7 protein-coding genes and 3 pseudogenes are annotated in these 14,016 nt (G+C 69.9%); 5 read left to right on the forward strand and 5 right to left on the reverse strand.

Annotation, left to right across the window (positions count from 1 at the left end):
• Positions 1–599, reverse strand: a 599-nt coding sequence (locus ABT057_RS48195) for an SDR family NAD(P)-dependent oxidoreductase (RefSeq protein ID WP_352351624.1), incomplete at its 3' end; no start/stop codon positions are given.
• A 113-nt stretch (positions 600–712) separates the two neighbouring features.
• Between ABT057_RS48195 and ABT057_RS48200 the strand changes: the two genes are divergently transcribed.
• Positions 713–1,630 (forward strand): AraC family transcriptional regulator, encoded by a 918-nt coding sequence (locus tag ABT057_RS48200; protein WP_352351626.1) that lies wholly within the window; start codon positions 713–715, stop codon positions 1,628–1,630.
• Between the two features lie 961 nt (positions 1,631–2,591).
• On the forward strand, positions 2,592–6,233 hold the full coding sequence (locus tag ABT057_RS48205; protein WP_352351628.1) for a S8 family peptidase: 3,642 nt from the start codon (positions 2,592–2,594) through the stop codon (positions 6,231–6,233).
• A 90-nt stretch (positions 6,234–6,323) separates the two neighbouring features.
• Here the strand turns inward: ABT057_RS48205 and ABT057_RS48210 are convergent, their stop codons facing one another.
• Both ABT057_RS48210 and ABT057_RS48215 read right to left on the reverse strand, forming a co-directional pair.
• On the reverse strand, positions 6,324–9,224 hold the full coding sequence (locus tag ABT057_RS48210) for a helix-turn-helix transcriptional regulator (RefSeq protein WP_352351630.1): 2,901 nt from the start codon (positions 9,222–9,224) through the stop codon (positions 6,324–6,326).
• Between the two features lie 712 nt (positions 9,225–9,936).
• Positions 9,937–10,164: a hypothetical protein gene (locus ABT057_RS48215; RefSeq protein WP_352351632.1), complete on the reverse strand. Its 228-nt coding sequence runs from the start codon at positions 10,162–10,164 to the stop codon at positions 9,937–9,939.
• Positions 10,165–10,547: 383 nt separating this feature from the next.
• Here ABT057_RS48215 and ABT057_RS49375 point away from each other — a divergent pair.
• The 3 pseudogenes from ABT057_RS49375 to ABT057_RS48230 all read left to right on the forward strand — a co-directional run.
• Positions 10,548–10,718, forward strand: a pseudogene (locus ABT057_RS49375) (ABC transporter permease subunit); the annotation flags it as partial.
• Positions 10,706–11,167: pseudogene (locus ABT057_RS48225) on the forward strand (MmyB family transcriptional regulator); the annotation flags it as partial. The pseudogenes ABT057_RS49375 and ABT057_RS48225, both read left to right, overlap by 13 nt.
• A gap of 63 nt (positions 11,168–11,230) precedes the next feature.
• Positions 11,231–11,550, forward strand: a pseudogene (locus tag ABT057_RS48230) (transposase); the annotation flags it as partial.
• Between the two features lie 51 nt (positions 11,551–11,601).
• On the opposite strand, the gene ABT057_RS48235 reads toward ABT057_RS48230, so the two are convergent.
• Positions 11,602–13,653, reverse strand: coding sequence for an RICIN domain-containing protein (locus ABT057_RS48235; protein ID WP_352351634.1), 2,052 nt, complete (start codon positions 13,651–13,653; stop codon positions 11,602–11,604).
• Between the two features lie 157 nt (positions 13,654–13,810).
• The coding region (locus tag ABT057_RS48240; RefSeq protein ID WP_352351636.1) for a substrate-binding domain-containing protein at positions 13,811–14,016 on the reverse strand (206 nt) is incomplete at its 5' end.

Below are 14,016 nucleotides of genomic sequence, written 5' to 3' on the forward strand. Positions count from 1 at the left end.
GGAGCGACGGCGTTCACGCGCACGCCGCGTGGCCCGAACTCGGCGGACCATGCCCGCGTGAGCTGTTCGAGTGCCGCCTTCGTGGCCGGGTAGAGGCCCACGAACGGTGTACCGACCCGGCCCATCCACGAGGTGATGTTCACGATCGCGCCCGAGCCGCGTTCCGCCATCGCGGGCGCCAGCGCGGCGACGAGGCCGTGCGGCACGCGGATGTTGGTCGCCAGGAGCGCCTCCACCGCCTCGTCTCCGAGGCTGTCGGTGGGACCGACGGGGAAGATGCCCGCATTGTTGACGAGGATGTCCACACGGCCCCCGAGCGCCGCGGTCGCACGGCGCGCGAAGTCCCGCGTCGCGTCGGCGCTCTCGGCCAGGTCGCCGAGCTCCACCGAGGCGCGGCCGCCGCCGGTCTCGACAGCGGCAGCGACACGGCCCGCCCGGGACTCGTCACGTCCGTGCACGAGCACGTGCGCCCCGCTCGATGCCAGCACATGCGCGATCGCTTCGCCGATGCCGCTGGAAGCCCCGGTCACGACGGCGGTGCGTCCGGCGAGACGGTTGTCTCGGGGCAGCGAGTGAAGCGGTTGGTCTTTCGAAGTCATGCCGACCATCTTCCCGAGGCAGTGCCGGGGCGGCTTGCCGGATCTCGTCGATTGTTTGCCGGATCCGCTCACGGTCCGATCCTGGGCTGTCAGCGGTCTTGTTGAATGGCGCCATGACCTCCGGTACGAACGCCCCAGGGGCGCAGGAATCGATCGCCGCCGGCCTCGGCCGTGCCGCCGCGTGCCTGCGCCGTCACGTCGAGCATCCGCATCGTTCGAAACCGCTGGGTCTCCTGCTGAACCGCTCCGCGGTCACCACCCCGCTGGTGTACACGAAGTACGCGCCGAGCTTGTCTGTCGTACTCAGCGGGCGCAAGCGCGTCGTCATCGGCGATGATGACGCGCCGTGGGGTCGCGAGCGCTTCCTGATCACGCCCGTCGACCTGCCCGTGTTCGGCAGCGTGATCGCGCTCGGCGAGGAGGGGGACTTCCTCTCGGCCACATGGCGACTCGATCCGTTGGTCGTGGCCGAAGTGGCCTCACGACTTCCCCGGCGGGCGTCCGACGGGCCGCCCGAACGTCTCGGGACCATGACGCCGCATCTCGCGGAGGCCATCGACCGGCTCTTCCGCCTGCTCGACGCGCCCGATGAGCAACCGGTGCTCGCCCCACTCCTCGAACGTGAGATCACGTTGCGGTTGCTGCAGACCGACCAGGCCCCGCGCGTGCTCGCCGCCGCCGACTCCGCGCGGGCCGACATCGTCGCGAGCGCGGCCAAAGCCCTGAGCAGCGATCTCAGCAGCCCGTGGACCCTCAACCGGCTCGCCGAGACGGCGGGAACCAGCCCGGCGACGCTGACCAGGCGGTTCCGGCAGGTCACCGGTATGACGCCCATGCAGTACCTCAAGCGGCTGCGCTTGGGCGAGGCCCGCCGCCGCCTCCTCGTCCTCGACGATTCCGCCTCGCACGCGGCGGCCATGGTCGGATACGCGAGCGCCGCACACTTCTCACGCGACTACCGCGCCGCCTACGAGGTGACTCCGACGGAAGACGCGCACGAATGGAGAAGGCGCGCGCGGGCGAGCGGCTGACCTCACGAAGGACGGCGCGCTCTCGATCCCCCGTCTTGCGCCGGTCAACGGGTGGGCACCGCGCGCGCCAGAGACGCGTTCCATGCTCCGGGCCCCGGCGACTTCGGTCAACGCGTCAACTCCGGAGCCGGTCGGGTGCCATGGCGCCCCGCTGAGTGGTGGAGCCGCGATCACGGCGAAGGGGGAGGTCGCGTGTGCAGCCACCCGCCCGGCGCCGACCTCTGTCTGACTGCTCGTCAGTTCGGAACGCCGGCCCATGGCGGGCACGTGGGGCGACCCCGCCGGCCATCGGCGGCGTGACATCGACGGCGCCACTGCCTGACACACCGCCGGGCACGTGTGATCGGTGATCGCGGAACTCGGCCCGTGGCCTGCGACTTCATCACCACCGCCCCTACCCCACTCAGCGGGACGCCACCCAGATGCGGCCACTCTCGCAGCGGCGACCGTCCGAGCCCACGCGTCCGCTGCCGGTTCCACTTTCAGCCGTCACCGGCGCCCGAAAGCCGGTGGAACCGGGGCAGTCGGCCGACGCCTCCATCGGCCGCCGCGTACAACCCGTGTCGAGGACCCCCAGGCAGTGGCTCCAGCGGTCACCAATACGTCATCTGGACGCTCGCTACCTCCCCAGCGGTGCTGCGATCGTCTGTTCACGTCATGGAAAGCCACAATCCACCTTCCGAACAGGCGAAAGCCGGGGCATCCGACTTCAGCGAGGAGGCCGACCCGACACCGCACGTCACCCCGCCGCCCGAGCACGGGAGAGACAGCCCGGAGTGCGGTGAAACGCCCGATCCGTGCGACCACTTCGAACCCCTCTAACCTTACCCCCCCAGTAGGGACAGACATGCACAGACACCCCATACCCCCGCCGGGCACACGATGCCGCGGCCGATTCCTGGCACTGCTGGCGGCACCTTTGCTGTCGGTGCCCATGCTGGGCATATCGGCAGCTCCCGCCGTGAGTTCGCCGTCAGCCGCCCCGGATCCCGCTCCCGCCCGGGAGCAGGCCGCGATCAAGTCGACCCGCGATGTCACGCTCGTCACCGGTGACGTCGTGACGGTCACCACATTCAAGGGCGACACTCCGCCGGCCGTTCAGGTGCATCCGAACGGACCGTCGCACGGTCTGGCCGTCATCCAGAACTCGGAGACGGGAACGTACGTCATCCCGCAGGCCGCCCGGCAGGCAATGATCGACGACGCGGTCGATCCCGAGTTGTTCGACGTCGAGCGGCTCGTGGCGGAGGGCTACGACGACGCGTCCACCAAGGTGCTTCCGCTGGTGCTCGACAACAGCGAAGGCTCCGGCGCGCCGAAGGCCGCTCCGCAGGCTCGGATCACCAGCGACCTGCGGAGCATCAACTCCCGCGGTGTCGGCGTGCCCAAGGCCGAGGCCGAGGCCTTCTGGCGGCGCAGCGACAGCACCGGCGAGCGCAAGGCGCTGCACGTCGGCAAGATCTGGCTGGACGCCAAGGTCAAGGTCGACCTCGCCCAGTCGGTACCCCAGATCGGTGCCCCCGCCCTGTGGAAGGCCGGGTTCGACGGCAGGGGCGTCAAGGTCGCGGTACTCGACACCGGTGTCGACGCGACCCACCCCGATCTGGCCGGGCGGGTCTCGCTGCAGGAGAACTTCACCAACACCGCCGACGCCGTCGACCACCTCGGCCACGGCACTCACGTGGCGGCCACGATCGGCGGCTCGGGCGCCGGAAACGGCGCGAAGGGCGTCGCGCCCGAAGCCGACATCATCTCGGGCAAGGTGCTCAACAACAGGGGCGACGGCTATCTCTCGGAGATCATCGAGGGCATCGAGTGGGCCGCCGCCCAGCATGCGGACATCGTCAACATGAGTCTGGGTACGTCCGACCCCGACGACGGGACCGGTCCGCTCAGCGTCGCCGTCGACCGGGCCACGGCCGAACACGGCATCCTCTTCGTCGTCGCGGCGGGCAACTCCGGCTGGAACACCATCGGCAGCCCGGCCTCGGCCCAGGACGCGCTCACCGTGGGGGCGCTGAACCGGGACGGATCCCGCGCGGGCTTCTCCAGCACGGGCCCGCGGATCGGCGACTACGGCGTCAAGCCGGAGATCTCCGCCCCCGGGGTCGGCATCGTCGCCGCCCGCGCCAAGGGCACCTCGCTGGGCAACCCGGTCGATGAGCTCTACACATCGATGGACGGCACCTCCATGGCGTCGCCGCACGTGGCCGGCGCCGCCGCGCTGCTCAAGCAGGCGCATCCCGAGTGGACCTGGCAGCAGCTCAAGTCCGCGCTGGTCGGCTCGGCCCAGCCGGGCGACTACCGGGTGGAGGAGGGCGGTTCCGGCCGGGTCGACGTCGCACGGGCGCAGACCCAGCTCGCCTACGCCGTCCCCGCCGCCGTCAACCTCGGTGCCGCGCCGTTCGTCGACGGCGCGCCGTACAAGACGCTGACCCGCGAGGTCGCGTTCCACAACGACGCCACCACCGCGCGCACCTTCACGCTCACCGCGTCGGTCACGTCGTCCACGGGTGCCCCGCTCCCGGACGGTGCGGTGCGCCTGTCCACGAACGAGGTGACGGTGCCCGCCGGCGGGACGGCCGCCATCACGGTCACCGCGGACCCGAACCTGCTGACCGCCGAGACGCCGTACTCCGGACTCGTGACCGCCACCGCGACCGACTCGACCGCGTCGGTGCGGGTGCCCCTCTCGCTCTACGTCGAGCCGCCGCTGCGGACCATCACGGTGCGCGGCACCGGCACCGACGGCAAGCCCGTCCTTGACGACAGCCTCCTGCTCGTCCACGACGAGACCAGCACGAAGACGTACCAGGGGGTCTTCCGGAACGGCGTGGGAACCGTGCGCGTCAAGCCCGGCACCTACGCCGTCGAGTCCCTCCTGCTGACCCCCGACGCGGGCGGCGAGCAGGTCAAGGACGTCGCGATGTACGTCAAGCCCGAGGTCCGCATAGGGGACACCGGCACCGAGATGTCCCTGGACGCGCGCAGGTCCACGGAGATCACCTACCGCACCGGCCGCACCACCGAACAGCAGATCGGCTCACTGGGCTACTGGCGCAGTACCCGCCCGGGCTTCAACTCGCTGGTCGCCCTGCCGCCGGACTTCAAGCACATCAGGCTGTTCCCCACCCCGGCCCCCGAGAACGGGACGCAGGAAATCACCGTCTACTCGACACGGACCGCTCCGATCCTCGACGCCCGGGTAGGCCGTACGCGCCTGCATCCCACCCAGCTCGACTCGGCCAAGCGGTTCGACGGCAAGGCCGAGCTGAGGCTGGTCGACGTCGGGGACGGCTCCGCGGACGGCTTCGCGGGCAAGTCCGTCAAGGGCAGGCTCGTGCTCGCCACCCCGGACCCGGAGGCCATGTCCTCGGTCGTCGAGCGGGCCGCCGCCCAGGGCGCCGCAGCGGTCGCGATCGGCAACACCGGCCCCGGCCGTCTCGTCGGGGCGGTGGACTCGCAGGCGGCCCCGGCGTTCGCGCTGCCCGGGGAGGACGTGGACACCCTGCGCCGCATCCTGCACCGTGAAAAGCACGTCGAGGTCGACCTCGTGGGCACCCTGCTCACGCCGTACGTCTACGACCTCGTCACGCCCTTCGCCAACACGGTCCCGCGCGGCCCGCTGACGGTCGGTGTCGACGAGTCCAGCCACGCGCACGTCAGCGCCCGGATCCATGAGCGGGGCGGTGCGGCCGGTCCCGCGAACTACACGAACTACATCCTGCGATGGAAGGGGTCCGACGCCGTCCGCTACATCCCGGTCGGCACCCAGCTCGCTGTACGGCGCGGTGCCGTACTCGACGAGTGGTTCAGCGCCAGTTCCGAGACCTCGTACAACGCCGGGGTCGCCTTCGACGCCTCGGGCGGTTCCGTGTGGTTCTCGGACATCGAGAACGGCAGGCACCGGTTCCAGCAGCCGGGTCACCGCACGGTCGACTACTTCAAGACCGTCAACACCTCGAAGTTCGGGGTGCTGATGACCAGGGGCAACACGCTCTGGGCGGTGACGGACCGCCTCTTCGATCCCACCGGCCTGCACCTGATGCGGGACTGGCAGGGCGACGCCAAGCGGATGACGCTGTACCGCGACGGCACCCAGGTGTACACCAACCAGTTGTCGGACTTCGGGGCCATCTCGGTGCCCTCGGGTGAGGGGGACTACAAGCTGGTGGTCGAGGCGCGACGGGACGCTCCCGGGTGGAAGTACTCCACTCACATCACCACCACGGCGTCGTTCCGGGCCAACCCGCAGCCGGGCTCGGCCGAGGTCCCCATCTCCGTCCCGCAGGTCGTCTACGCCGCCGGAGTCGACCTGTCCAACCAGGTCCGCGCCGACCGGCCGCAGACGCTCACGGTCACGGCCCGCCCCTCGCAGACCGGCGAGACGAAGGTCACCAAGGTGCGGACGTGGATCTCCTACGACGACGGCCGGACCTGGACCAGCCTGAAGCTCGCCCCGGTTACTGCCGACGGCACATGGAAGGCGAAGTTCACGGTTCCCGCCGACGCATCGCAGTACGTGAGCCTGCGCACCGAGGCGACCGACGCCAACGGGCACTCGATCGACCAGACCGTGGAGCGTGCCTTCGGGGTCAGGTGACGATCAGGACAGCACGCTGAGCCGACGGCGATCGGTGCCCTCCTCGAGCGAGGGCCACCGGTCGCCGTCGGCGCGTCCGGACGGCATCCCTCACTCCGGCTCGGGCGGCAGCAGCCCCGCCCTGGACGCCGCCACCGCCAGCGCGGTGCGGGACGAGACACCGAGTTTGCGCATCGCCCCGGACAGATGCTGGCCGACCGTGCGATGGCTGATGTACAGCGAGTCCGCGATCTGACGGTTCGTCATGCCCCGTGCGGCCAGGCCGGCCACCTCCAGTTCCCGGGGGGAGAGTTGGTCGCCGTAGCCCTGCGGGCCTCGCCGCCAGGTGCGCACCACTTCGGTGCCGTTCTCCCGCAGCACCTGGGCGACCCGGTCGGCGTCCCGCTTCGCGCCCAGCTCGCGCAGCCGTCGCTCGGTGTCCGACAGCAGCCGCAGCGCCTCCTCCTGCTGGTCCGTCGCGATCAGACATCGGCCGCGACGCTCCAGGGCGAGCAGTTCGTCGTACGGCCGCGGCAGTGCCTCCCACGCCGCGGCGGCGTCGGCGAACAACTCGGCGGCGTCGCCACGGCCCCTGGCCTCGGCCGCAATGGCCCGGCAGGTGGCCAACGCCGCGGCCGGGGCCGGCGCGGTGCGATCATCGAGCCAGAGCGCGAACTGCCCGAGCAGGGCGTCGACTTCGGCATCGGCGTCGGCAGCGACCAGTGCCTCGACCCGCACGGGAAGCACGTCGGTCGCCCACAGCCACAGTCCCTTCCGCGCGATCGTCGCGACCAGGTCCGCCGTGACGTCCAACGGCTCGTCGATCGAGCCGTCGAGCAGGCCCGAGCGGCCCAGGGCCGCCGCCGGGACGACCATGGCGTCCACCATGCCGCGCCTGCCGGTCTCGTCGAGCAGGTCGCGCAGCCGTCGTTCGGCCGCGCCCCGGCGTCCTTCGACCAGATCCAGCAGCGCGAGGACCCCGCTCGCCTCGATCCGCGCCTCGCGCAGGCTCGCGGCGGACTCCGCCACCTCCGCGGCTCTGTCCGCCAGGCCTGCCCAGGCGCCGGTATACCAGTCCAGCCGGGCCCGGGTGCTGTACGCCATGCCGAGCGACCGCTGGTAACCGGTGGTGTGGATCTCCTCGACGGCACGTGTCAGGAGGTGCTCAGCCTGCTCGTACAGTCCCCAGGAGATCGCCATGTGACCAAAATTGATCAGCGCGCGTGCGATCTGCCGCCGCTCGGCGACGGTCTCGGCGTCGTCACGAAGGATCTCCCGTGCCGCCTGCCATCCAGCCTCCTCGCCGAGCATCAGCAGGATCAACGCCCGGTCGACGGCCAGCTCCAGGCGCTCCGTCCGGGTCCGGACCTGCGCCATCGGTTCATTCGCGCGCTCCAGCCAGGCCAGGTGGGAACTCACGGGCCACGGTCCCCGCGGTACCGCCAAGGACAGCATCGCCTTCGCCGCAAGGGCGGGCCGGGCAGCCAGGTCGGGCACAGCGGCCTCGATCTCCTCGTAGACGACGTCGAACTGCGCCAGCTGAAGCAGGAGGCGGCCCAACAGCAGCCTGATCTCACCGCGGTCACCCGCCGCGAGGCCGGCATGCGCCAGGACCGAGCGCAGCGCGCTCGTCACGTCTGTGGCCGTGCCGCCCAACGAGGCGCCACCGGCCGCCGTGAACCGCCCCATCTTCCACGCCAGGCGGACTTGAGCCTCCACCGGGTGCTCGACCTCGCTCAACACGTCAAGCAACAGCGCCACCGCTGTGCGGTCGTCACCCGATTCCCAGGCCAGATCCGCGGCCTGCTCGCTGCGGACGGACCACCCGCTCATGTCGTTGGCTTCGCGAAGGTGCCGCATCAGCCGGGTCACCGGCTGCGGATCGAGGTGCTGCAAGTGCTCCGCGGCGCGCTGGTGCAGCCGCCACCGCTCCGACGCCGGGATCGCGTCCGCCACGGCTTCCGCGTCGAGCACGTGCCGGAACACCAACTGGCCATCACCTGCATCACGCAGCAGCCCCGCAGCAAGGCTGCGCGCGATCCCGCTCCGGCCGGCCTCGCCGGCCACGTCGGCGACCGCGGTCAGCTGCACCACGTCGGCCGGTTCGCCCAGCACGGCGGCGGCCTCCAGCACCCGCCGGGCCTCCGCGGGAAGCCGGTCCACGCGTTCCAACACCGAATCCCGCAGTGTAGGTGGCACATGCAGCTCGTCGAGTGCCCGGCGGGACCACGCGCCATCCCGATGGACGATGTCGCCGCGCTCCCGCATCGACCGGACCATTTCCTCTATCGCCAGCGGGACGCCGTCGGTGCGCTGGTGCAGCAACACGGCGAACTGCTCAGAGACCTCGTCCGCGCCGAGGATCGACCGGACCAGTTCCCCGGTCTGCCGCACATCCAGCGGGGACAGCTCAACCCTGGTCAGTGTCATGCCGGCGGGGCGGCGAGACGTCAACCGCCGCAGAAGCGACCCGGAAGGGACGTCGTCCGGTCGATACGTCAGCACGATCGACATGCGCAGGTCACCAGAGGCACACAGAGTGAGCAGCCATTCCAGCGTCGCCGAGTCCGCCCAGTGCGCATCCTCGACCACGAGCGTCGTGACGCCGAGCCGCTCGAGCAGTTCCGTCATCGCGCGCAGCAGCCGGTGCCGAGTCTCCTTCGGGTCGTCCAGCGCGTCCAGCGCCGGCGGCAACTCGTCGGCCCACTCGGCAAACAACGGCCGCAACGCGCCGCCGAGCGGGCTCAGCGCCAGGCCCGACAGGGTCGGTCGCAGACGCCGCACCCCGTCCACGACCGGACCCAGCGGGAACGGCTCCCGCACGGGCGGGCACGGGGCAAGCAGGACCGGGTGGTCCGCGACAGCCGTGAGTACCTCGCGCACCAGCCGGGACTTGCCGATACCGGGTTCGCCCTCGATGAGCACCAGCGAGCATCCGGACTGCAGCGCCCACGTCACGCCGGCGAGGGCATCGTCCCGGCCGACGAGGGCAGAAGTTCCCGCCGCAACCATGACAGCACCCGACGGACTGTCCTGGCTCGTGCCACTTGCAGGTCCTGAGCCCTCACGGTGTCGTCCGGTCTCTGTCACCATCAGAGCCCTGGGCTCCTCTCGTTGTCCACACGGTGGCGTGTGATGCTGCACGCCACCGGCAGGAGGCTAAGCGACATCGCATAAAACTGTGAAGGCGCCGACGAGACGTACGCGTTAATACGCGGCGCGGCAGAGCAGTCGTCACGAAGGGCTGGTACGGTCATCGAGCCGTGGTCCGCGACAACCCGGTCCGGCTGACCGTTGATCGTCCTTACCAGAGGACTGGGTTGGCCACGACCCGTCTTGGCCATGAAGGGGGCACCAAGTGCGGCCGCATCGGCGCCGGGAGCACCTGCCACCATCCTGAGTCAAGTTGCTTGGTTTCAGGCGACAGGCGGGGTGCGGAGTTCGTGCTCCACCGGGGTGAGCATGCCCAGCGCGGAGTGTCAGCGCTGTCGGCTTGAGCAGTTCGACTTGGACGCGTGCCCAGATGAAGGCCATCATCGCGTTGACGCACCTACGGCTGCCAACTGGCCGCGCAGGCCGTCCAAAGCAGGCCGGAGGCCCTCGCGCGCTGGCTGAACGCCCAGGACCCCAACTGCACTCCGTGATCCGGGGAAGCTGGCGGGTACCCACCTCGGCGACCTGACGCCGTACCTGGCGCCTGGAACGCCGAAGCCGTCCAGCACATCTACAAACCGGTCTTCCTCAACATGAACATCACCGTGCCGAAGGCTTCGCCACCGCCGACGCCGGCCAGGCGGTGGAAGACACCGTCAAGGACGTCGCGCACGGTCTCAAGCCCGTCTCCGCCTTCCAGGACGCGGTCACCTGGAAGCGCAACGACGGCGACGGTGGTCGCCTGGTACCAGTCCGAGGTCCTGGATGAACTCGGCACCGACCAGTAGGGAGGAATCACGGCCTCGACGCTTGCGCCGGGAAGCAAGGGAAAGCAGCATGCCGACAGGACCGGGCCTCGCGCACGGCTCGGCCGTCGACGACCCGCCGGGCAGTCCGCCGACAACAAGCTGACCTGGCGGATGAGACTGCGCCGGGACAAGACGCTGCTCCACCGGTCTGCTGGTGCTCCACAACTACCCGCCCATGGTGGGGACCGTCACCGCGTTCCAGTTCTACGACCGCTGGACGGCGTCCTGCACAGCGAATGGGTCGGCCTGGACAACTTCCGACAGCTCCTCGGCGACCGGCTGTTCTGGCAGGCCCCTGTTCCAGCAGATGATCGGCGGCGCCGGACTGCTCAACCAGTTCCTGCGCGAGCACCACACCGACACCTGGAACGTCATGACCGACCCGCACACCTTCGCGTTCCTGGTCACCTCGCAAGTGGTCTGGAAGGACGCCGGCTGGGGCATCATCGACTTCCTCGCCGCACTCGCCGGCATCGACCAGAACCTGTACGAAGCCGCGGCCGTCGACGGAGCCGGCCGCTGGCGGCGAATGTGGCACATCACCCTGCCCGGCATGCGCGGCATCATCGTCCTGATGCTCGTCCTGCGCCTGGGCAACGCACTGACCGTCGGCTTCGAGCAACTGCTCATCCAGCGCCAAGCCGTCGGCCACGATGCCGCCCGGCGCCGCATGCCCGAACTGCGCGGCCACGAAGTCGCCTCGCCTGCCGACGTCATTCGAGTACTACGGCGGATGGAACACGGCAGCCTCGCCGCGTCTCAGCCGCCGGCCGGAAGCGGACCTTCCACAAGGGCCTGCAGTGGCCCCTGGACGCCGTCACTGCCGGACCCGAGTACGTCACCGACGGCCGCCTGCACCTGCTCGCCGCCAACCAACTGGCCCGCGCCGTCCTCAACGACATCCACAACGGCAGTACGAAGCCACCGAACATCGCTCGCTTCGCGTTGCTGGATCCCGCCGCCGATCGGCTCTACCCCGACGGGGACCTCATCGCCGACCTTCTCGTGGACGTCCTGTGCACCGAGGCCGGCCGCGATCCCCACGACAAGGGTCCCCGGATCGAGGAACTGCTGGAGGCCCACCCACTTTCCAAGGTCCTGATGTCCATGCCCGACTTCGGCATCAGGATCGGCGCCCGCATCCTCATCGACGTCGCTGACGGCACCGCGTTCCCGTCCGCCTGGCCGCCTACGCCGGCCTCGCCCCGGCAACCGGGTAGCTCCGGATCCTCCAGCCGCGGCGAACAGCCTTCGCGGAGAGGAAACAAGCGGCTCAAGCGAGCCATTTCCTCTCGACGTTCGCCGCGCTGGCCGACCCTGCCTCCCGCACCTACTACGACACGAAGATCGCCCAGAGCGAGCACCACACCCAGGCCCGGAGAGCGGGTGTAGGTACACGCCCGCTCTCCTCGCAGAGTTGCAGCCACTCAGTTGATGCGGACGATCTTCCAGAGTTGGTCGTCGACGGTGAGGCTGTTCCACTGGACGACGGCTGCGCCGTCGGCGGTGGAGGACTGGGCCACGCCGGCGAAGAGGGTGCTGTTCACGTTTTGCAGCCGATAGAAGCCGCTGCCGGCGTCGGTGAGGGTCCATTTCTGCGAGTCGACGGCGGCAGGCGTGTTCTGGACGAGGGCGGCTCCCGCGGTGGTGGAACTGCTGCGGATGTCCAGGTTGAGGTTGCTGTTGACGTTCTTGATGGTCCAGGCACCGTTGCCTGCGGACTGGAAGCTGAACAGCTGGCAGAAGCAGGCGGAGTTCTGCCACTGTCCGACGGCCGTGCCGGTGGCGGTCGACGCGTTGGGGATGTCGAGGTACTTCCCGCTGTTCTTGTTGACCAGGACGTACTGTCCGGTGCCCAGCGGGGGCAGGGCGGTCTGGGTGAGGTTCCAGCGCTGGCAGGCGCAGCCGGTGTCGCTCCACTGGTCGGCGGTGACGCCGGTGACGGTGGAGGCGTTGGGGATCTCGAGGTACTTGCCGGTGACGCGGTTGGTCAGCGTGAAGCCGCCGGCCGGGTTCGGGGCGACGGCCCACTCGTGGTCGAGGGTGCCGTTGTCGTCCCACTGAAGGATCTTGGCGCCGTCGGCGGTGGACTGGCTCTGCACGCCGAGGACCTTGCCCGTGGCGACGTTGAAGACCTTGAAGAAACCGGAGGACTGCTGCACGAAGCGCCACTGCTGGTCGGTGGCGTTGTCGGCGTTCTGCTGGGTGGCGAAGGTGCCGTTGGCGGTGGAGCCGCCCGCGATGCTCAGCATCAGGCTGCTGTTGGCGTTCGACACCGTGTAGGTCGCACCGTCGGAGATGCCGCCGCCCAGGTCGATGGTGCCGTAGGTGACGGGATTGATGCTGCCTCCGCGGCCGCCGCTGAGCACCAGGAGGCTGTGGCCGTCGGGCAGCGGGAGCAGGCCCCGGCTGTAGCCGGGAGCGACGGTGGAGGCGATGCGCGTCCAGGTGTTCGCGGCGCCGTTCTGGGTGTTGAGGAACAGATCACCGGTGCTCAGGGCGCTGACGGCAAGCGTGCCGTTCGGACCGCCTGTGGGCAGCCACGTGATGAACGGGGTGCTGGTGGGGACCACGCCGTCCGTCGACCGCAGGGGAATGCCCGTGACGGAGTTGAACGCCTCCGGGTCGGAGGAGATCTTGTAGTAGACGGCGAAGTTGCCCGCGGGGGAACCGCCGTACTCGTACGTCATGACGTAGTTGCCGTTGGGCAGCTTCGCGATGGTGGCCATACCCGGGCGCTGGCTGTAGGTGGGCTCCGCCACGTCGTCCACGACCGGGCCCCAGTTACGGACGTCCGTGGTGACCTGGTGCACGAGCTTCTGGCCGTGGGCGGGGTCGCGCTGGTCGGAGTAGTAGACGATCAGTTTGCCGTTGGCGTAGAGGAAGAACGGCTCCCATACGGGGGTGTTGCCGTTCGTGTCGAACGCCGCGCCGCCGGTGGCGATGTTGCTGACGAACGTCCAGCTCTGTCCGCGGTCCGTGCTGGCATAGACATCGATCTTGATGGCGGAGCGGTCGGCAGGGACGGAGGCTCCGGCGGCCAGGATGGTGCCGGCCGGGAACTCGCCCACCGCCGTGGGCAGTTCGAAGAGCTCGGGCTCCCAGCGCATGCCCCAGCCGTTCTGCGTGTCGGCGACCTCCGAGATCTTCGTCCAGGAGTTGCCGTTGTCGGTGCTGCGGTAGATCGGGAGGACCGGAGTGCCGGTGGTGTACTGCTCGAAGGTGGCGAGGATGGTGCCGTTGGCGGAGCCGTTGTGCTGCAGACGCATCGCCCGCGGGTAGAACGACCCGGGGGAGGGCGCGCCCGACGGCGGTGTGTACATCGTCTGCGACGAACGGGCCAGGGCGTCCGCCCGGCCGGCGGCCGGCAGAACCAGCGTCGCCACCGCGGCGAGCAGGGCGGACATCAGCGTCAGGAGGAAGAAGGGGCGGGAACGCGGAGCGGCGCCGGGTCTGGCGCCTGTCTGCGCAGGGGACATTGCGGCTCCCAGGGGGAAGGGACGGGGGGTGTTTCGGTGCCCGCCGCACGCCGGAGCGATCCGGGCGTGGAACGGCGGAGTCGAGTGGGTGACGTCGGCGGGCACGACGGTGCGGACGATGTCCGGGTGAGGGGGTGTGGTGCGACGGGGCAGGTGTTCAGGTAGGGGGAAGTGCCTGGCCCTGGTGGGGCGGCGGGGGTGCGGTCGAGCCGCGAACGACGAGTTCGAGCGGTGGTTCGCTCGCCGGTGGCAGGTCCTTCTCCGGCTGTTCGATGGCGTGCACGAGCAGCCTGATGCCCTCTCCTGCCGCAGCGTCGAAGGGCTGACGCACGGTGGTCAGGGGAGGGGTGACGTAGGCGAAGA

Source organism: Streptomyces sp. NPDC002588 (assembly GCF_040295925.1).
GTDB lineage: Bacteria > Actinomycetota > Actinomycetes > Streptomycetales > Streptomycetaceae > Streptomyces.

Excerpts from the sequence above, each read along its gene's own strand:
- ABT057_RS48200 (WP_352351626.1), top strand. The coding sequence starts at position 713 with ATGACCTCCGGTACGAACGCCCCAGGGGCGCAGGAATCGATCGCCGCC.
- ABT057_RS48210 (WP_352351630.1), bottom strand. The coding sequence starts at position 9,224 with ATGGTTGCGGCGGGAACTTCTGCCCTCGTCGGCCGGGACGATGCCCTC.
- ABT057_RS48235 (WP_352351634.1), bottom strand. The coding sequence starts at position 13,653 with ATGTCCCCTGCGCAGACAGGCGCCAGACCCGGCGCCGCTCCGCGTTCC.